The 20,798-nt window shown below is 39.7% G+C and carries 13 protein-coding genes; 9 read left to right on the forward strand and 4 right to left on the reverse strand.

All coding sequences use genetic code 11. From position 1 onward, the window contains the following. Positions 1-16: 16 nt before the first annotated feature. Positions 17-787, reverse strand: a complete 771-nt coding sequence (locus H3R33_RS03775) for a class I SAM-dependent methyltransferase (protein WP_198185350.1) — start codon at positions 785-787, stop codon at positions 17-19. 23 nt (positions 788-810) lie between these two features. On the opposite strand from H3R33_RS03775, the gene mutM reads away from it, so the two are divergent. From mutM to thiL, 9 genes are all read left to right on the forward strand, one after another. Then, positions 811-1,677: a bifunctional DNA-formamidopyrimidine glycosylase/DNA-(apurinic or apyrimidinic site) lyase gene (gene mutM / locus H3R33_RS03780; protein WP_198185351.1), complete on the forward strand. Its 867-nt coding sequence runs from the start codon at positions 811-813 to the stop codon at positions 1,675-1,677. 107 nt (positions 1,678-1,784) lie between these two features. Beyond that, positions 1,785-2,054, forward strand: a complete 270-nt coding sequence (gene rpsT, locus H3R33_RS03785; RefSeq protein WP_110437968.1) for a 30S ribosomal protein S20 — start codon at positions 1,785-1,787, stop codon at positions 2,052-2,054. Positions 2,055-2,284: 230 nt separating this feature from the next. Further along, positions 2,285-3,826 carry a chromosomal replication initiator protein DnaA gene (gene dnaA, locus H3R33_RS03790; protein ID WP_198185352.1) on the forward strand — a complete coding sequence of 514 codons (1,542 nt, stop codon included), beginning with the start codon at positions 2,285-2,287 and terminating at the stop codon, positions 3,824-3,826. Positions 3,827-3,922: 96 nt separating this feature from the next. Continuing rightward, positions 3,923-5,047, forward strand: a complete 1,125-nt coding sequence (gene dnaN, locus H3R33_RS03795; protein ID WP_198185353.1) for a DNA polymerase III subunit beta — start codon at positions 3,923-3,925, stop codon at positions 5,045-5,047. A 24-nt stretch (positions 5,048-5,071) separates the two neighbouring features. Next, positions 5,072-6,187 carry a DNA replication/repair protein RecF gene (gene recF / locus H3R33_RS03800; protein ID WP_198185354.1) on the forward strand — a complete coding sequence of 372 codons (1,116 nt, stop codon included), beginning with the start codon at positions 5,072-5,074 and terminating at the stop codon, positions 6,185-6,187. A gap of 108 nt (positions 6,188-6,295) precedes the next feature. After that, complete coding sequence (gyrB, locus tag H3R33_RS03805; protein WP_198185355.1) at positions 6,296-8,755, forward strand: DNA topoisomerase (ATP-hydrolyzing) subunit B; 2,460 nt, start codon at positions 6,296-6,298, stop codon at positions 8,753-8,755. A 123-nt stretch (positions 8,756-8,878) separates the two neighbouring features. After that, complete coding sequence (gene nrdR, locus H3R33_RS03810) at positions 8,879-9,337, forward strand: transcriptional regulator NrdR (RefSeq protein ID WP_198185356.1); 459 nt, start codon at positions 8,879-8,881, stop codon at positions 9,335-9,337. A gap of 41 nt (positions 9,338-9,378) precedes the next feature. After that, positions 9,379-9,876, forward strand: a complete 498-nt coding sequence (gene nusB, locus H3R33_RS03815) for a transcription antitermination factor NusB (protein ID WP_198185357.1) — start codon at positions 9,379-9,381, stop codon at positions 9,874-9,876. A gap of 3 nt (positions 9,877-9,879) precedes the next feature. After that, the gene (thiL, locus tag H3R33_RS03820) at positions 9,880-10,833 is read left to right on the forward strand and encodes a thiamine-phosphate kinase (protein WP_198185358.1); all 954 of its coding nucleotides are present in this window, start codon (positions 9,880-9,882) and stop codon (positions 10,831-10,833) included. A 184-nt stretch (positions 10,834-11,017) separates the two neighbouring features. Here the strand turns inward: thiL and H3R33_RS03825 are convergent, their stop codons facing one another. The 3 genes from H3R33_RS03825 to H3R33_RS03835 form a co-directional block, all read right to left on the reverse strand. After that, on the reverse strand, positions 11,018-11,548 hold the full coding sequence (locus H3R33_RS03825) for a hemagglutinin repeat-containing protein (RefSeq protein WP_198198871.1): 531 nt from the start codon (positions 11,546-11,548) through the stop codon (positions 11,018-11,020). A gap of 131 nt (positions 11,549-11,679) precedes the next feature. Continuing rightward, complete coding sequence (locus H3R33_RS03830; RefSeq protein ID WP_198185360.1) at positions 11,680-12,528, reverse strand: hypothetical protein; 849 nt, start codon at positions 12,526-12,528, stop codon at positions 11,680-11,682. Next, positions 12,525-20,771: a hemagglutinin repeat-containing protein gene (locus H3R33_RS03835; protein WP_232351101.1), complete on the reverse strand. Its 8,247-nt coding sequence runs from the start codon at positions 20,769-20,771 to the stop codon at positions 12,525-12,527. The genes H3R33_RS03830 and H3R33_RS03835 overlap by 4 nt, the downstream gene beginning before the upstream one ends. Between the last annotated feature and the right edge of the window lie 27 nt (positions 20,772-20,798).

A 20,798-nucleotide genomic window follows, 5' to 3' on the forward strand; every position in this document is an offset into this window, starting at 1 on the left:
TTCAAATTGCAACTAATTATATGCGCCAACCTGAATGGATTGCTGCTATACCACCGGAAAGGTTTTGATAAGTAACACGTTCCAATCCAGCCTGTTCCATCAGAGATTTAAGTGTTTCCTGATCTGGAAAAGTACGAATGCTTTCTGCCAGATATTGGTAGCTATCACGATCCTTGGCAATAATTTGACCTATACGTGGCAATACCTGAAAAGACCATGCATCATATAGAGGGCGTAAAAAGGGAATGATCAATTTAGAAAATTCAAGACATAAAAATCTTCCCCCCGGTTTCAATACCCGTCTTGCCTCTTCTAGAACTTGATTCTTGTGTGTACAATTTCTCAAGCCAAATGAAATAGTTACACGATCAACAGATCGATCAGGCAAACAAATTTTCTCCCCATCAACACAAAAAAGATGGATATTGTCCACATATCCACGGTCAAGTGCACGTTCCTGACCTACATGAAGCATACTGTAATTAACATCTGTTAAAAAAACCGTGCCACCTCCACGATTTAACCAACCGAAACTTATGTCCCCTGTACCTCCAGCCAAATCAAGTAATGTTAAATTGGGGGTGGGATGCAGCTCTTGAATAAATATCTGTTTCCAAACCCGATGAATGCCCAATGACATTAAATCATTCATTATATCATATTTTTGTGCGACACTATCAAAAACAGCCTTTACCATTGAAGGTTTTTCTTTATCATTAACTTGTCGAAATCCAAAATCGGTAATATGTTCGTTGGATTGAAAAGCGGTATCATTATTATTTTTCATACGATTAATTTTCAGAAAAACTTATGCCAGAATTGCCCGAAGTAGAAATAATTAGACGTGGATTGGAAAAAAAATTGACTAATCATACAATCCAAAGCGTTCAACGCCATCGAATTAACCTACGTCAATCTATACCTATAACATTAGAAACATGCTTGGCAAATACCAGAATTGTAAAATTTAATAGACGTGGCAAATATATTTTAATGGAATTAAACAACGGATTGACTGTTTTATTTCACTTGGGAATGTCTGGAAAAATTATCGTGCAACTTTCTGGATCATCAGGTTATGAAAAACAAAAACACGAACATCTAACGATATTAACCCATGAAGGTGAATGTCTTCAGTTTATAGATCCAAGGCGTTTTGGAATAATAGATTTGTTTCCAACAAATACGATACATAATCTTTTAAAAATGATGGGACCTGAACCTTTGCCCGACACAGGGATTAACGTTTCCTCTCACCAGGAGATATTATGTGATTATCTTCATGAAAAATTTAAACTTAAAAAACAATGTATTAAAAATACAATGCTTGATCAACGTGTTATTGCTGGGTTAGGTAATATCTATGTTTGTGAATCTTTATTTCTTGCTGGAATTTCACCTTTTCAAAGTGCGTGTGAATTAAAAAGACAAGAAATTCTATTATTGATTCAATCCATTCAATCCATTTTGCTTAAAGCGATCGAGGCGGGAGGATCTAGTATGCGTGATTATGTTCATTCAAATGGTGAAAAAGGTTATTTCCAAATGCAATGGAATGTTTATGGTAAAAAAGGCGAATTGTGTAATTACTGTTTACAAAAGGGAAGAAAAACAGTTATAAAAAGAACGGTTCAGGCAGGGCGTTCAAGTTTTTATTGCGAAATTTGCCAAAAATGAAAAAATCATTGAATAATTCGCTTGACGTATGAACAGTAAGCTATTAATAACATGCATTAATGTGTAGTATTAATCCATTTAAACGAAAATAGACAAACAGGAAATCCATGGCGAATATCGCATCTGCGCGTAAGCGTATACGTCAAACTTTAAAACGCACTGAACGTAATAAGGCTCGCAAGTCGCGGGTTCGTACTTTTGTAAAAAAAGTTGAAGAAGCTCTTTTGGCAGGAAACAAAGAAGGCGCTGTTGAAGCACTTCGTCATGCACAGCCAGAATTGCAAAGAGCATGCACAAAAGGTATTATGCACAAAAATACTGTTGCTCGTAAAATTTCTCGCTTGGCAGGAAAGATCAAGAATTTAAAAACAGCTTAGTTATTGGCTTAAATATATACAGCAAATTACACATTTTGCTGTAACTCGCTTTATAAAAGAAAACCGACGAATGAATATCATTCATCGGGTTTTTTTACTTTAAATGTTGAAATAATAAATTATAATCAGGAAAATTTTGGTACTTTATAAAAGTATAAAAGAGGTGTATTTTAAAGAAACCGTTATAAAACATCTGCTTACTTTTCATATTCAATAAGTTTTCTTCACGTATGTCCGAACCCACAAACGAATCTCAAGAATTTAAATTATCGCTTCAGGATGCAGACCCCAATACGCTTAAATCAATATTGGAAATACATTGGGGGCGTATTTGTAGCCGCCTGCAGGTTGAAGTTGGTGAGGTGGAATATCGTACATGGTTGAAGCAAATAACGCTTGGCGCAATTGATGAAGATGAACTGACCTTATATCTACCCACCCGTTTTCTAAGAGATTGGGTTAGAGCTCAATACAACAATAAGTTAAGTCAGTTATGGCATGCTGAACTGCCTCAAATTCGTCGAGTAGAGTTAAAACTGGCTTCAAAAATTGAAAATGATCAAATTTTATCTCATAAAAACAGTTCCGATGCGGAAAAATATTCTGGCATAGATAATATTAAAACAGAATTCTCAAACCAACAAAAATCAGATACTAAACTCAATCATGTTAAGGAAGCCCATTCTATAAATGTTATTAATAATGATACCAGTTTGGGAGATAAGGCAAAAGAAGAAGATAAGCTTCCTTTACATTTACAGTTAGATCCACGATTTACCTTCGAAAATTTTATAGTCGGTAAACCAAATGAATTTGCCTATGCGTGTTCAAGAAGAGTGGCTGAATGCCCTTCAAGCACAGGGTTTAATCCATTATTTCTATATGGTGGGGTAGGATTGGGTAAGACCCATTTGATGCATGCAATCGGATTTGAATTGGCAAAGGCAGGAAACATTTCAATTTCCTATATGTCAGCTGAAAAATTTATGTACCGTTTTATTGCCTCTATTCGTTCTCAATCCACAATAGAATTTAAGGAAGAATTGCGATCGGTTGATGTTTTGATGATTGATGATTTACAGTTTTTAATTGGCAAAGACAATACACAAGAGGAATTTTTCCATACATTCAATGCCTTGATTGATGCGGGTCGCCAAATCATCGTATCTGCCGATAAATCACCTTCTGATTTATCGGGGCTGGAAGATCGTTTGCGTACACGATTAGGGTGCGGAATGGTTGCTGATATTCATGCTACAACTTATGAATTAAGAATTTCCATTCTAGAAGCTAAGGCGGCATCCGCCAAGGTAGTTATCTCACCAAAAGTAATGGAATTTCTGGCTCATAAAATTACTACAAATGTAAGAGAGCTTGAAGGAGCTCTAAACCGTTTAATCGCACATGCAAATCTTTTCGGACGTCCCATAACACTGGAAGCAACCCAAGAAGTTCTTCATGATATCTTAAAATCCCATGAACGACGTGTTACAATTGAGGAAATTCAAAGAAAGGTTGCTGAACACTGCAATATTCGTCAAACGGACATGACATCTGCCCGACGAGCCCGTGCAGTTGCACGACCAAGACAGATCGCAATGTATTTGGCAAAACAATTAACAAGCAGGTCATTACCTGAAATTGGCAGAAAATTCGGGAACAGGGATCATACTACCGTGATGCATGCCATTAGTAGAGTGGCTGAATTGATGGAAAAAGATTCTTCATTTGCTGAAGATGTGGAGTTACTTCGCAGAATGTTGGAAACTTAAGACATTTTCCTGTGGTATTTGTTTTAGAATACTGCTAAACATTATAATTTATAGCATTTTATATTGTTTATATATATCTTGAATAGGTTTTAGTTAATGAAACTAAAGGTTGATCGTACAATATTACTTAAGGCCCTGGCGCATATTCAAAGTGTGGCTGAAAAACGTAATACTATTCCCATTCTTGCCAATGTTTTAATTGAGGTTCAGGATGGACAAATGACATTAACTGCGACAGATATGGAAATCGCAATTGTTGAAACCATTCAAGCAGAATCATTGGAAAATGGCGCTGTTACGGCACCGGCTTCGGTTTTATATGAAATTGTACGCAAGCTGCCTGACAGTGCTATAATCGAACTGACCCATACAAGTATTGATATGCCATTATCGCTAAAGGCGGGTAAGTATGTAACCAGCCTGAATGTATTGGATGTAGAAGAATTTCCTTCCATGACGTCTGGTGATTTTCCCCATAATTTTCAGATTTCAACTGAGGTGCTCAGAAAACTTATTGAACAGACAAGATTTGCTATTTCAACTGAAGAAACGCGCTACTATTTAAACGGCATATATTTTCATATTACAAACAGTGAAAACGAAAATAAATTATGCGCTGTCGCAACTGATGGTCATCGTCTAGCCAAGGTCGAATGTACAATGCCTGAAGGTGCAAAAAACATACCTGGTATAATAATACCCCGCAAGACTATATATGAAATATATAAATTGCTGGAAGAAGCGGAAGAAAATATCCAGATCATGTTATCTGATACCCGTATTCAGTTAAATTTTGGAAGTGTCACATTAACGTCCAAGTTAATTGATGGTACATTTCCGGAATATGAAAGGGTCATTCCCAAAAACAATACAAAGGTTTTACGGGTTGGAAAACAAGATTTTGCTACAGCTGTGGCAAGAGTGGCTGCAATTAGTATGGAAAGATCTCGTCCAGTCAAATTGTCTTTGGATAACAATTCCCTTGTTTTATCTGCGAGCAGCGTTGACCAAGGCAATGCAAAGGAAGAACTTGACGGTTCACAAGTTCAATATGAATCCACGCCGTTGGAAATTGGATTTCAAGCACGATATTTAAATGACATAACCGACCAGATTGACAATCAGGTAGAATTTATTCTTGCTGACAATTCAGCCCCGACAATTGTTCGTGATGTTGATGATCCTTCTGCATTATATGTATTAATGCCAATGCGGGTTTAATATTCTTATTTAGATGCTTATATAATGAGTATGACGAAGCTAGAACGTCTTACTTTAACAAATTTCCGTAATTTTGAACGACTTGTTTGGACTGTTCCAAGCCAAAAAATCGTGGCTTACGGTCCAAATGCAAGTGGTAAAACAAATTTATTAGAATCGTTGTCCTTGTTGGTTCCTGGTAGAGGATTACGTAAAGCAAGAATTGAAGATTTGGCCAATAATAATAATCAAACTCAGGGATGGGGGATAGTAGGTGAATTTTCAAATCAGCAATATGATAGCAATTTTACACTTTCTACGGGCTGTTTTCCTTTTTCATCAAAACGACAATATAGGATTAACGGCAATATAATTCAAAATCAGAATGAAATTACCCACTATCTTGCGGCTGTTTGGTTAACACCTCAAATGGATCGACTATTTTTAGAAGGTCCATCTGGTCGAAGACGGTTTCTTGATCAACTTATAATTAGTCTGGAGGGATATTATGCCAAAGAATTGGCAGCTTATGAAAAATCACTTTTTCAAAGAAATAAATTACTTTCAGCAAATGTGTTGGATCATAATTGGCTGAAAGCAGTTGAAGAATCAATGGCAAGACATGCCGTGGCTATAACTGCAGCGAGAATTAATTTTATCCAGCAATTAAATCAAATAAATATTATACAAAAAGCTTTTCCTGAAACCCTGTTAAAATTAAATTGTTCCATTGCAGATTATCTTATGAAACATCCTGCCTTGGTAACGGAAGACTATCTGAAACAGAAATGGAAAATGAATCGAGATCAAGATGCGGAGAATAGATCAACTGCTTTAGGTTGCCATCGGATGGATGTTGTCTTTTTTGAAAATAAAAGTAATATTTCTGCGCAGATGGCGAGTACAGGTCAGCAAAAAGCGATTTTAATTAGTGTTATATTAAAACTGCTTGAATTAATTAAAACAAATAAGAAAATTCAACCTTTGTTACTTTTGGACGAACCACTAACGCATCTTGATTCCTATCATAGGAAAATTCTACTTTCCAGTCTTCTTGATATTGATAGTTTTGTTATTATCACAGGGAACGAGATATCTGATTTTTATGATTTTGAGAAAAACTACGATTTTTTAAACTTGAATCATGGAAAAATAGTATGATTATTTATTCTTTCTGGTAAAATAAATGTTCTTTTATGCGCATTATTACCCATCTGTTGTTTAATAAAAATAAATATAAATTTAATTATTTCTGGAGCCCCATTGAACATGGTTAATACTAACGATAATTCAATTCATTCATCTCATTTAAATAATGATAGTGATAATGAATATGATGCCTCTTCAATTTCTGTATTAAAAGGGTTGGAGGCAGTTAGGAAAAGACCCGGCATGTATATTGGAGATACAGATGATGGATCCGGATTGCATCATATGGTATTTGAAATCGTTGACAATGCCGTTGATGAAGCCCAAGCCGGATTTGCCGATCAGTGTATATTAACGTTATGTAAAGATGGCAGCATAAGAGTCAGGGATAACGGTCGTGGCATACCCATTGATATTCATCCTGAAGAGGGAATAAGTGCTGCTGAGGTAGTGTTGACAAAATTGCATGCAGGGGGAAAATTCAATCAGAATTCCTATAAGGTTTCAGGTGGTCTCCATGGGGTGGGTGCAGCAGTTGTCAATGCGTTGTCTGAATGGATGGAAGTACGTATCTGGCGAAATGGTAAGGAATATTTTATCCGTTTCGAAAATGGTGAAACAGTTCAATCTTTAACGGAAAAAGGATCAAGTGAAGAACCGACTGGTACTGAAGTCACCTTTAAACCAAGTAAAGAAATTTTTACGCATATTGTATTTGAATTTGGAATATTAACTCGCCGCCTACGTGAACTGGCCTTTTTGAATTCAGGTATGGAAATAATCGTTACAGATGAACGTGAAGATGAAGTTGTAAAGGAAGAATTCCATTACGAGGGTGGTCTAAGTGAATTTGTCAAATGGTTAACTAAATCGAAAAATAACATTATTGATCCCATTACCGGTAGTTTCTATAACGAAAAAACCAACATTAAAGTGGAATGTTCCTTGGTATGGAATGATACCTATAATGAGCATGTATTATGTTTCACAAACAATATTCCCCAAAAGGATGGTGGAACTCATCTCGCAGGTTTTCGTCAATCCCTAACACGTATAGTGGGAAAATATGCGGATGAAGTTTTAAATAATAATAAAAAAGGATCCCTTGGATTAATAGGAGATGATATGCGTGAGGGATTGACCGCCATATTATCTGTAAAAGTTCCTGATCCTAAATTTTCATCTCAAACAAAAGATAAACTTGTATCCTCGGAAGTTCAACCCGCTGTTCAGAATTCAATATCTGATATGCTTGGCCATTGGTTTGAAACCCATCCAAAAGAGGCAAAACTAATCATTTCCAAAGCGTTTGATGCTGCTTCAGCTCGTGAAGCAGCACGTAAAGCCAGAGAGCTTACCCGAAGAAAAGGCGTTTTGGACGTTTCTTCCTTACCCGGTAAATTAGCTGACTGTCAGGAAAAAGATCCTGCACAATCGGAAATCTTTATTGTTGAGGGAGATTCAGCTGGTGGTACTGCAAAACAGGGAAGGGATCGCCGTTTTCAAGCAATTTTGCCACTAAAAGGCAAAATCTTGAATGTTGAACGTGCACGATTTGACAGAATGTTAAATTCTGCTGAAATTGGTACGCTTATAACAGCCCTTGGAACAGGTATTGGTAGAGGAGATGTTGAACAAGGTGGCTTTTCTCTTGAAAAGTTAAGATACCACAAGATTGTTATTATGACAGATGCGGATGTGGATGGATCACATATACGTACATTATTATTAACTTTCTTTTTCCGTCAGATGCCTGAACTGATTGAAAAGGGATACGTTTATATTGCGCAACCCCCACTATACAGAGCAAAAAGAGGTAATGAAGAACGATATTTAAAAAATGATGAAGCGCTTGAAGATTATCTATTGAAAAAAGCGATAAATAATACAGCTTTGTACTTGGCCGATGGAACAGAGCTTAGAGAAAACGAGCTTGAGAATCATGTAAAAGATTATTCATCTATACTTCATCGTTTGAGATTTTTTGAAAAATATGCACCTTTATGGATTCTCGAACAAGCGGTCATGTGCGGTGTTTTAAACGAGGATAATATGAATGATCCAAAATGTCGCCAGGAATTACAAGATCGACTTGACAGTTTATCGGCAAAATCAGAAAGAGGATGGCAAATCAGTGTTGAAGATGGAATGAAAATTCATCGTGTAGTGAGAGGTGTCAAGGAATCTTATTCTATACCTTTATCCATTATTAAAAGTAAAAATGCTGCTTGGATTAATCAGCACAGGCAAAAATTGATTACTGATTTTAATGAACCTGCAAACTTGTCCATTGATAAAAGAGATGAAAAAGTGAGCGGTCCATCTTCAGTATATAAATTGCTAATGAATAACGGAAAAAAAGGTTTGGCCATTAATCGCTTTAAAGGGCTTGGTGAAATGAATGATGATCAGCTTTGGAATACAACTCTTGATCCTGCTACACGGACTTTATTGCAGGTAAAAGTGGGGGACCTTGAAAATGCAGATGAAATTTTCACAACATTGATGGGTGATGTTGTGGAACCAAGAAGAGATTTTATTGTAGATAATGCGTTGACCGTTGCAAACCTTGATATTTGATTTCAATGTTCTTTATTAAGTTAAAGATAAATTTAATATCAATATCCGTATTTTAATCCGTTATTGTTATTATTAATAAAATATTATTACATTCATTATTTTATTAGGGATATAGGTTAAAAAATGTTCTGTCCATTTTGTGGAAATGAAGATACCCAGGTCAAGGATAGCCGCACCACAGAGGACGGGACTGCCATCCGACGTAGGCGCATTTGTATTAAATGCAATCAGCGTTTTACAACTATTGAACGAATTCAACCAAGAGACTTGATGGTTTTGAAACGAAATGGACAAAGAGTTCCGTTTGATAAAGAAAAGCTTGTGCGTTCAATCGAACTTGCAATGCGTAAACGTCCTTTTAGGGCTACAGATATTGATCAGATTGCCAATAAACTAGAAAAACAATTTGTTGATTTAGGTGACAATGTTATTACATCTGAATCTATAGGTGGTGCAACCATGGAAATGCTGAAAAAAATTGACAAGGTTGCCTATATACGTTTTGCCAGTGTTTACTGTGATTTTCAGGTTATTGAAGATTTTGCCGAACTTCTTCCTACCCTTGAACATCATGAAAAATAGTAGATTATAATTAATATAAGTTTTTTAATTTTAGGATGATAATGAGCGACCAAAAAAATATAATGAAGAGGCCAAGAACGTTAACCCGAATTGCAGCGGTCCAGGCTATTTTTCAATGGGAACAGGGTATTGAAAAAGCTGCAAATTTATTGATAGAGCAATTTCTGATTCATCGTATTTCACCTGATTTTCATGATGAAACTTATATTGATGGTAAAACTCATATCCCTAACATTCCACTTTTTACTTCTGTTGTTCAGGGATTTGTACATCGATCTCCAGAAATTGATACAATAATTAAATCATCGTTACCAAATGAATGGCCTTTTCAACGATTGGATCCTATTATTAGAGCCATATTAAGAGCTGCAGTTACAGAACTTTTGCTTGATAATATTGAACCACCAAAAAAAGTTATTATCAATGAATATATCGATGTTTCACATGCGTTTAGTAATGGTGATGAATCTGTATTGATTAATGGAATTCTAAATAATCTTGCTAACCGTTTAAGGAAAGAGATGCAAAACAAGGCCTAATTTATGGAATTGCCACCCGAATTTCAGATTATTGATCAATATTTTAAAAAATTAAGTGGCCCTGAAGCTCTTGATCTCACAGATGATGCTGCAATAGTATCTTTGAATCAAAATGAAGAAATTGTTTTGACTATGGATGCTATGTCTGAAGGTGTCCATTTTTTCAAAAATGATCCAGCTGATCTTATTGCTCGCAAATTGTTGAGATGTAATATTTCTGATATAGCTGCAATGGGGGCAAAACCATATGGATATTTATTGGCATTATCACTTCCAGATCAATATTTTAACCACCAGTGGATGAATCTTTTCACAAAAGGATTGGCCCATGATCAAAAGAAATATGGTCTTTCTCTATTTGGGGGGGATACAATAAAAAATTTGAATAATATGACCTTATCAGTAACAATGTTAGGAAAAGTTAGAAAAGGTCAAGCAATACGTCGAAATACTGCTAAACCAACTGACGGGATTTGGGTGACAGGAACCATTGGTGATGCTGCCATGGGTTTATTAGCTTTGGATGGTAAAATATCTACCAATCAGTATTTTATTGATCGTTATCACATACCTCAACCCAGGATTGAATTATCGTTAAATCAAATTGCATCAGCGGCCATGGATATTTCAGATGGTCTTGTACAGGATCTTAGTCACTTAACTCGAGAAAGTAGGGTTGACGCTATTATATATACCAATTCAATACCATTATCAAATGAGGCTAAAAAATTTCAAAAGGACTATTTTCAAACGTATATTACAGGCGGTGATGATTATGAACTTATTCTTACAATACCTGTTAACAAAGAAAATAAAGCACTTGAAGAATCTAAACGTGTTGGTATCAAATTAACAAAAATTGGCTATTGCACAGAATATAACAATGGTCAAATACACATTTTGGATGAATATGATAATGAAATCAAATTGGGGAAATTAGGTTGGAGTCATATTTAAAATTTTAAAAAACTAATTGATAAAAATATATATTTTTTATAAAGCTAGTTGGCATAATATATATTATACGTTTTATATAATAACTTATTAACTTATTTCCATTAATTTTTATATCATTTTTAATGACAAAATTATCTAATTTTTTATAGATATTCAATCGTTAAAAAAATATTAACATATTTTTTTATAATTTGATTTCATTATTGATGGTGACCGAGTTTGTTCCATTCACGACCGTGTCAATGGCCGTCCTGCCATAGGTCGTGGTTTTGCCCCAGCTCACCGATGCATCACCTCTCGCTCCAAACGCGAACCCGTGCGCCCCCACATTGGCATTCGCCCCTATATCCTCCCTGTTCCCGGAACTGGTCCTCTTGCTTCGACTGGTTCTGTATCCCGCATCCAGGCTGATATCCCGGCCCGCGTTGAATATCACGTCGTTCCCGCTGATACTGCTGGCCGTGGCTTTGATATCCTTCACCGCATTCACACTCACTCTCTCTCCAGCCTTTATGGTCGATCCGGTATCCGTGACCGTCGTCGACGTCATGTGACTCTTATTCGATGAATGCGTGAAGGTCGCCGTGATCCCTATAAGGTTGTAGTCAACGGCTGTCGCCGCTCCATGGGCAAACGCTCCCGTCAGGATCCCGCTTTTCCCCAATCCCGCGTTGAGACCCTGGCTCGCCATGTCCGCGGCGTTTAGCGCCTCCATTCTCTCATCCGTCGTGTTGGCCGCCGCAAAGCCCGTCTTCGCAAGATTCGCCAGCAAGCCACTCGCACTCAGGCCTATCCCCGTAAAGCTGTCCCTGTTGAAAGGGGAGAATTATATGAGAATATGATGTTTTATTTATCATCGGTGATTTTGGTTACCTGGAAGAAAGGCTGGCTGATTTGAATGACACGTTTTCTACCCAGCAAGTTGGGATATTGATACAATACCGATGAAACCAAATGGTTTTCGATATAGTCGGGATCACTTGCATTAGTATTCATTACTCCAACACCATCAAAAATTGTCTCATAATAAGGAGTGTTTTTTATACTATCCTCCCAATAACTGTCAGGATAAGTACAAAAATTGATACTTAAAGAAGAATTATTACATTGTAAAAGTTTGTTATCCTTACCAATAGGTCTTACAAATTTAACGTGATAGGTTACTGCATTCATGGTGACTTCATCGACATTACTTGTCCACATGGTGGTTGCACCTGTGCTTGGATCACTTGAATATGGTTCGTAGGCTATAAACCTTTGTTTATATGTATCTAATAATTTTGCATCAATCAATGCGAATACGGTTGGTTTTCCTCCATGTGTCATGGCATATTGCGTATTACCCTGGCTATCAATCCAGTCTATTTTTTTTGGTTTACCATCACCACCAGAATGCGGACCGGTATCCGTTAATTGATAATTTAAATTTTGCAACCTGTCTTCTGTATTCAGTTTTGCCATAGCTATATAATCAGCCAACTTCTTTCCATTTTCGTATCCGTCAGGATCGTTACTTCGTGCTTTAGCTATATATTTTGTCAACCTTTCCGGAACAACGACCCTGATTACATCATCCGTTTTGGAAAGGGGTTTCGCAGTCCCTTTCTCGTTCCATATAGGAATGTAAAACTTGTTGGCACAGGCGGTTAGAGATAAACACAGCATCATTAAACTAGCCAAAGAATAAAGTCTCATTTTGTATCCCCTTTCTTTTCAGTCCGCTCCGGGTTTCTGTCAGCCTGTTCGGCTTTGGGTTTCGGTCCCGCTTTACCGGCCGGCTTTTTGCCTTTGTTTTTGCCCTTCTCAATTTTGGGTGCATTCTGGGCAAGACCTGTCAGGCCACCCGTGATGGCGTCAATGGCTGTGTTGGTGCCATTGAGATTGTCACTGCCACCCATGATCCCGGTAATCGCACTCGCACCGCCAATGATACCGGTATGGATCATGCCGCTGGCTATCTTGTTTATGTCCGTCGTGTCATCGTATTTTATATTATGTCCGTTAACATTTTGTTTTTGAGTTGAATTACTTAAAGCTTCATCAATATTTATAACATTCTTTCTTACTGTCGTTTTTTTACCCTGATGATAATTAGGACTATTGGGATTTAGTCTATTGTCATCCTTTCCGAAAGGACCATCAGGGAAGAAGTGGTTATAGATGATGTTGCCAGCCAATCCACCCGCTGCGCCCGCGGCCGTTGGCCCGACATTGCCACCCCCCATGATCGCCCCGCCAATCGAGGACGCGGCCCCGACTATCGCCGTGGCGTTCGCGCCATTGATCAGGGATTCATCAGGTTTCTTATTCAGGCCGATTTCTGAAAGCGCATGATTCAGATCCAGTTTGTCCTCTTCGTTTTTCACGTTCTCCGCACGCTTGTTCGCACTGACAACCGTGTCGACAATCATGTTGCCATACTTGTTCATGACCTCTGTCGCCTTGTTCTGGAGATTGAAATCATTGTTGATCTTGCCAGGATTGAACTTGTCCTCCATATAGCCGTTGGCCTCGTTGATATCATGCGAGAAATGACCGTTCACGCTGCCCGCGTTCACGGCGATATTGTCCCCGATCACGGATTCAGTCGTTGAATGCTTGTTGTGAACGATGCTGTTGCCCGATATCCTCGTGCCCGTTCCATTCCCGAGTATGTTCCCAGGAATACTTATGACTTCAGTACCACCCTCAACCGTGCCAACCGTATCTATAGCGTATTTGGTATCAAGATTTTGTTTCATCTGGATATCGAAACCGCTCCATATCGAATGGTTCCTGACTGAATTGCCCTGCAGGCTTCCTGTGGTGATCTGGTTTCTGGAGGCATCGGCGGCACTGGTGATGGCGCCGGCTGTCAGAGTCGTGTCCCCCCTCACATTGACATTCAGCCCTCCCGTGCCGGCATAAAGTCCGGACATCTCCTTTTCTGTTGACGCGTAATCATTGTCAATGACACGTATGTCCCCGAAGAAATCACCACTCGTATAGGGCGTGTCAGGTTTTTTAAAATTGGATTTATTATTTTTTATATTTTCTATATCAGAATTTACGTCATTTTGTTTTTTTTCATTGCTTACCTGCTGATTTCCCTCACCAAAATTGTGATAGTCGCTAAGGGGTGTGCTGAACTCCATGCCAACCGTCTTGTTGTTGCTGTGATACCTGTTGACATTCTGCGGCGTTGCAATGGACATGCTGCCTGTGTTGATGGTGATGGAACCGTTGCTTGGTGTTCCTTTGGTGATTGTTCCATCCCCGTTTTTCACATCGGGATTTTTGTTGACAATCTGCGCCCCATTGAGGGCGAGCCTGCCGTTCTCATTATTGATGGTGATCGAGTTTGTTCCATTCACGACCGTGTCAATGGCCGTCCTGCCATAGGTCGTGGTTTTGCCCCAGCTCACCGATGCATCACCTCTCGCTCCAAACGCAAACCCGTGCGCCCCCACATTGGCATTCGCCCCTATATCCTCCCTGTTTCCGGAACTGGTCGTCTTGCTTCGACTGGTTCTGTATCCCGCATCCAGGCTGATATCCCGGCCCGCGTTGAATATCACGTCGTTCCCGCTGATACTGCTGGCCGTGGCTTTGATATCCTTCACCGCATTCACACTCACTCTCTCTCCAGCCTTTATGGTCGATCCGGTATCCGTGACCGTCGTCGACGTCATGTGACTCTTATTCGATGAATGCGTGAAGGTCGCCGTGATCCCTATAAGGTTATAGTCAACGGCTGTCGCCGCTCCATGGGCAAACGCTCCCGTCAGGATCCCGCTTTTCCCCAATCCCGCGTTGAGACCCTGGCTCGCCATGTCCGCGGCGTTTAGCGCCTCCATTCTCTCATCCGTCGTGTTGGCCGCCGCAAAGCCCGTCTTCGCAAGATTCGCCAGCAAGCCACTAGCACTCAGGCCTATCCCGGTAAAGCTGTCCTTATGTTTCTGGTCGCCCCTGAATACATCCTGAACCGCATTGAAGTTCACTGAATCTCCGGACATATTGATATCCCTTCCCGCAATAACATTGGAACCGTTGATATTGATATCCTTGCCTGCATTCAGGTTGACATTACCCTCAGTTGAGATAATGTCACTGGCCGTATGCAGGGAATTGGATGTCGACTTTTTATCAGTGACGTTCTTTTGGCCAATTTGCACGCTCAATTGCGCCTCGTTCGTGAAGAAACCAAACTTCTTCGTCTGGTGATAATCATATGTATCGTTGGAATAGTTGAGCGCGTTCTCGGTTATATTGCCGCCAGCGTTGATATTAACATCATTTTTGGATGCGATAGCCCCTGCCAGGCTAACATCGTTTTTCGCAGTGATGCCGATTTGTCCACCCGCAATGACAGCCGATCCAATATCATTGGTATAGGCTCTTTTTTCCTCGAACGAACTTGAATTGAATGCACCTGATTTATGTCCCCTAACATCGGTGAGGCCCTTGTCCGTGACGGCGTTCAGTCCGATATTGCCCGCGGATGACAGGGCTGCATCACCCCCGACATTCAGGGTGCTGCCCGCAAGGTTCAGGTCACCCCTTGTGGATTGCAGGATGGCGTTTCTACCGGCACTGACCATGGTTCCATAGTTCTTGGTCTGGTTACCGTTAAAGGCCAGCATTTCATGCTTTCCGTAACTGGCGCTGGAGGCGGCGGCATTCAGCTGTGCCGCACCGATATCGATCGAACCGGCCTGCATCGCCATATCGGATCCGGACTGGATGCTTCCACCTCGGCTGATGATGCTGTCACTCGCCTTGATCCCCATGGTTCCAGAGGCAAGGATCTTTCCCTGTGAACCAAGATAGGAGGACGTTCCCCCCTCAACAAGATAGTTGTTGATCGTGTCGCGGTTGATGATCGAGCCGTTCTGGGCATTAAGGGACATGTCCCCGCCCCTTATGGTTCCGCCATCATTGATGATGTTGCCATGTGTGCTGGTGAGCGCGATCGAGTGTGTCCCCTCCATCAGGCCGGAATTGAGAATGGAGCCGGCCTTGATACCGACATCCTTGCCCACGATGGCGGCACCGGATATCACCGCGGTTTTTGGTGAAAGATACAGCTGGGGAACCAGCACCTGTCTGCCATCAACCAGCGCGGGAACATACCAGACAATATCCTTCGCAAGTGAGGCCTGCTGCTCCTTTGTCAAGGCGGTGCCGAATTTGAACCCGTGCTGGTCGGCCTCATCGGTGGCATTGTCGAGAAGTTCCTTCATCATATCAGCGGCATTGTTATATGTTCCACCGACAAAGCTGTGCCCTGTGGCCTGAAGATATTGCTGCTGTATATAGTTGCTGTCAAACCCTGCATCCCCCAGGAACATATATGAGCCGGCAATATTCAGGTGATCCAGCAGATATTGCGACCCATAGAATTTCTGCAAGGATGTATATTGTGGGCGGGTTTCAATAAGATAGCTTGATCCCTCCGGCACGCCACTTGTATTGACCTTACCCTGCTGGGTGGCAGCTTCACTGATTTTGCCCGCATCGTTGATATTAACAGCCCTCCCTACCTTGGCTGGGGCTGTACCGGGTTTGGCAAGGCTTTCATTATTGCTGATATTGTCAATATTACTGTTTCCATTAACATTGATATTACCAATTGTTTTATTACTATTAATATTGCTGTTACCGTTACCATTAATATTAATATTACCATTCGTTTTATTATTATTGATATTGCCGTTATCGATACTGTGAATGTTTCCTCCGGTTATTTCACCAATACTGGCGGTGTCATTGCCCTTAATATCCGGATTAGGCCTGAACAAAGCGTGTCCACCGGCAATGGATGAGAGTATATCGTCAACACTTTCAGACACTCCCTGATAATTAAAACCTGGAAGATGGACATGCAAACCCGGATCAATTCCCTCGGGATTGCCTACCCCACCATATCCTGGAAGCGTGGTGTTTTGACCGTTTACCCCTTTTCCACTTGATGAATTATTGGCCAGATTACCTTCTTCAGGCCCATTCAATCCGTTTCTGCCCGTTTCACTCTGGACAGATGTCAATTGTTTTCCCGAGGGAAGGCTTGGATTGACCGTGACATAGTCATCAGGAGATGCATGTATCTTGATTGTCCGGTTATTAACCTGATTGGCCACTATCCCTATCAGGGTTCCACCTGCCATAATCGTGCCGCTCAATCCGGGGTTATATGAACTATCCCCCCATACATATGCAATATTTTTATTGTTACCATCTAATGGAGGTGGATGTGAATAAGGAGGATTGGCTGCATTGGCTGGATCTTTTGGATATAGGGATCGGCAAAGTTTACCATTGTGACATACCAGTTTAAAAGTTATATCATCTTTATACCCGATATTGTCCAGGGATGACGCATTCAGGGTCAAATCATGACCCGCTTCCAAATGGCTTACATCATTGACAATCTTTCCGGAAGTTTCAATAATCAAGTCATGACCGGCCGTAACAATGGCTGAACTGCCTTTCAAGGTTGTTCTTGTTCCAGTTTCCGTCACCTCAATCCTGGCTTTTGGATTACCCCTACCCTGGGATAGAAACATGTAAAAATAACCACTTGCTGGGGTCCCATCCGCTTTGTACATATCTTTGGGAGCGTAAACCTTGATCATTTTTACATTACCTTTCCAAAAATATTTGTATAAATTGCTATCCCCACCCCAGCCACTTGTATTTAAGTCTTCCTCAAGGGCTATCTGTTTGTTGGATTTTCCGTATCCTTCCTGTCCTTCATCGTTAATAGCCTTATCATAGATAGTAGTGCTGTCAATTGTTTCCGTAACAAGTTTCCCAGTATAGCTGTTGGTAAAAGAGGCGGCCTTGATTGCAATATCCCCATTGGCGCTCTGTGTACGAATTAACCCTCCCTTGTTGATTATATCCCCATCAACATCCATGGCGATAGATCCCAAATCCGACTGGATAACCCCATAATTATTCAGCGTGTTTTGTCCATTATTGCCTTTAATGTTGATTGTCAGGTTGTTTCCGCTACTTAATAGTCCAGATTGATTGTTTTGAAGCGAGGTCCCATCCAAGACCAATCCATTCATGGCCAATATGACACCATTATTTATGATGTTTCTTGCCGTGACATGAATATCGCCATTAGAGGTTATCCCACCATCCTGTCCGGCTTCATAATCTCCATGAATATCGAGATTAACCAGACCACCTTCATTTGCTCCCCCTAACGCCCCGAAGATAATACTGTTATTTTTTAGATCCCCTTCAATTGTTGCATTCAGTGCGGCAGCAGAAAGAATCTGGCCGGTGGATGAAAGTCCATTGCTTAGGACGTGCATATCTATATTACCTGAAGATTGTATAATACCGTTCTCATTCAGGTTTAAAAAGGATAGTGCCTGATTTTGCCGGTTAGCAGCAAGAACCATATTCCCCCTGACATTTTCATCAGTAGCTTGCTGCGTTATTATCATTCCACCCTGATTGTTTATATTATTGGCATAAAGGTTCATTCCTGTTGCAGCTTGCAAAGTTCCTTTGTAATTGTTTAATTCATTTAATCCGTTTCCATTTTGATTTTGCGCGATCGTCGTGCCACCATTTGTACTGATAATTACTCCCTCAGAATTATCCAAAGATGGTGTAAAAATCTGGATACTTTGTTTTGCTTGCAACCATCCTTTATTATTTAGAGCTTGCAAAGCAATCAGATCTGCCATGCCATTTGAGGTGAGAACCTGCCCATATCTGTCCAATGTTACACGAGGCGCAACAAGCGATAATGTTCCTGTGTCTGATCCGATTTGACCATGGGCTTGATTGTGAATAGCCGTATTGGAGTTAAGAACTAAACCTTTAGAGCCATATAAATAACCGTTTTCAAGATTATTGATATCTGCCGAACTATTAGCAACAAGTTGACCTCCTGCAAGAATAAGCCCCTGATTATTCAAAGCGGAAGCAGAAAGCGTTATGTTTCCTTGTTTATAGGCAGTAATCTCTCCATTATTTTGATTTGATAACAAAGAATCAGCTTGTAAATTTATATCCGAATTGGAATATATTCTGCCATTATCATTCACAAACGTATTGGCGAATACAGAGATATTCCCTGACGTATCAATATTTTGAACGATTCCTTGATTTTTCAAATATCCTTTCTGAATATTAAAAATAATAGAACCTTGATCTGCACTGATCATTCCGCTTTGAGTGTTAACCAGGTTAGATGCAGTCAGATTTATACCTTTTCCACCCCATAAATTCCCTTGATTTACAAAGTCAGAACCAATCGTAAGTGATAATAATCCATTAGAAAGAAATTTGCTTTCTGCAGAATTTTCAAGATGATTGACAGCAAGATCTATATCACCAAAAGACTGAACCGTTCCTTTTTCATTTAAAAACTGTTCCAGCGCAAGAGCGGAAGAACCTTGATTGATACGGATACTTCCTTTTTGACTGGTCAATACACCATTATTGTTATTCAATTGTTTAGCTGCAATTGAAAGATCACTAAAAGCCTGTATATTCCCCTGATTGTTGTTAATTATATTAACTGGAACACTTTCCTGAACTGTCGATCCTCTTCCTTGCAATATTGTGTTCGCATTTGTTGATAAAATGACACCATCAAGATTATTATCAATCCTGTCAGCTGTAAGATTGACAGTATTTTTTCCCTGGATCCATCCTCCTCCATTATCTATAACCTGTGAAGATATCTGAACAGTGTCACCAATCAATGAACCAGAAGCAAGCTTTTCATTATTAAAGGAAATTCCAGAATGGGTTGTTTGATTACCTGTGCTCTCTGATGTTTGGATATTTAATGAGCGAACAGCAGATACATATCCGTTATTCTCCAGAACGGAGGAAACAAGCTGTAAATTCTGATGACCAATCAAGATTCCTGCATTGTTAAACTTTGAAGAAAAAACCGTCAGGTCACCTCCCTGAACAAGAATTTGACCAACATGATCTTGGTTAATCCGATTTATGAACTGCTGATTAGCCTTTAAAGTGGCTTTCCCTTTTGCAAAAACGATGCCCTCATTAATCATGGTTAGGCTATTTAGTAAAAGATGACTGTCCACAGCATTTGTTTGAATATTTCCCTGATTAAATAATCCCTGTTGCCCCATCACAGTCAGGGTCAGATCATTATTACCGGTATAAATCAATCCTGAAATTCCGTTTATTAAGGAATTAGAAATTAAATCCAGTCCAGAACCTGCTGCAATCTGGCCATTATTACCAACATTACCAGTATAGGTAGCGTGAATTTGCTTTTGTGCTGTCAATAAAGCCATATCATCACCTTGATAGGCAGCAGCATTGATTATAATATTTCCATTTGCCTGAATTTTGCCTGTATTTGTAATTGATGACAAAGTAGGGATAAGTTGTGAGGGTATAATAGCCAAATCACCATCTAGCGCCAGTATATTTCCTGAATTGTCTAAAAAAGATGTTGATAACGTTAATCCCTTACTGGCTTGCAGAAATCCTCCATTACTTATTTTATCAGAAACATTTAAATGTAAATTATCATCACTTAAAATTTGTCCATTGTCATTTTGCAGGGTTTTAGCCGTCATCTGCATGATCTTTCCAGACTGAATTACGCCTGAATACTGACCCATAGAATGGTTGATAACATCTCCACCCAATGTCAGGGTAACCGCTTTTGATCCATTTATTAACCCTGTATTATTCAGAGAATTTGCTGCAATGTTAATGTCACCTTCTGACTGGATCATTCCGCCTTTTAAAGTATTATCTGTATCGGAAATAGAACCTTCATTAGTTAAGAGATTGCCTATTAATAATTGCGTTGCTGTTTTACCGAATATAGAGCCTGAATTGGACAGAGAAGATGCCGATAAAGTTAAATAACCCTTAGAACTGTAAAGACTTCCCGCATTGAGAAGGCTATTGGCGATGGCAAGTGTTCCATCCCCGTTCAAGCTGCTAATGGAGGCATCTTTGTTATT

Source organism: Commensalibacter sp. B14384M2 (assembly GCF_016101865.1).
GTDB lineage: Bacteria > Pseudomonadota > Alphaproteobacteria > Acetobacterales > Acetobacteraceae > Commensalibacter > Commensalibacter melissae.

What these genes read in the sequence shown, in the direction of transcription:
- H3R33_RS03775 (WP_198185350.1), bottom strand. Translation starts at nt 787, where the DNA reads ATGAAAAATAATAATGATACCGCTTTTCAATCCAACGAACATATTACC.
- mutM (WP_198185351.1), top strand. Translation starts at nt 811, where the DNA reads ATGCCAGAATTGCCCGAAGTAGAAATAATTAGACGTGGATTGGAAAAA.
- rpsT (WP_110437968.1), top strand. Translation starts at nt 1,785, where the DNA reads ATGGCGAATATCGCATCTGCGCGTAAGCGTATACGTCAAACTTTAAAA.
- dnaA (WP_198185352.1), top strand. Translation starts at nt 2,285, where the DNA reads ATGTCCGAACCCACAAACGAATCTCAAGAATTTAAATTATCGCTTCAG.
- dnaN (WP_198185353.1), top strand. Translation starts at nt 3,923, where the DNA reads ATGAAACTAAAGGTTGATCGTACAATATTACTTAAGGCCCTGGCGCAT.
- recF (WP_198185354.1), top strand. Translation starts at nt 5,072, where the DNA reads ATGAGTATGACGAAGCTAGAACGTCTTACTTTAACAAATTTCCGTAAT.
- gyrB (WP_198185355.1), top strand. Translation starts at nt 6,296, where the DNA reads ATGGTTAATACTAACGATAATTCAATTCATTCATCTCATTTAAATAAT.
- nrdR (WP_198185356.1), top strand. Translation starts at nt 8,879, where the DNA reads ATGTTCTGTCCATTTTGTGGAAATGAAGATACCCAGGTCAAGGATAGC.
- nusB (WP_198185357.1), top strand. Translation starts at nt 9,379, where the DNA reads ATGAGCGACCAAAAAAATATAATGAAGAGGCCAAGAACGTTAACCCGA.
- thiL (WP_198185358.1), top strand. Translation starts at nt 9,880, where the DNA reads ATGGAATTGCCACCCGAATTTCAGATTATTGATCAATATTTTAAAAAA.
- H3R33_RS03825 (WP_198198871.1), bottom strand. Translation starts at nt 11,548, where the DNA reads ATGGAGGCGCTAAACGCCGCGGACATGGCGAGCCAGGGTCTCAACGCG.
- H3R33_RS03830 (WP_198185360.1), bottom strand. Translation starts at nt 12,528, where the DNA reads ATGAGACTTTATTCTTTGGCTAGTTTAATGATGCTGTGTTTATCTCTA.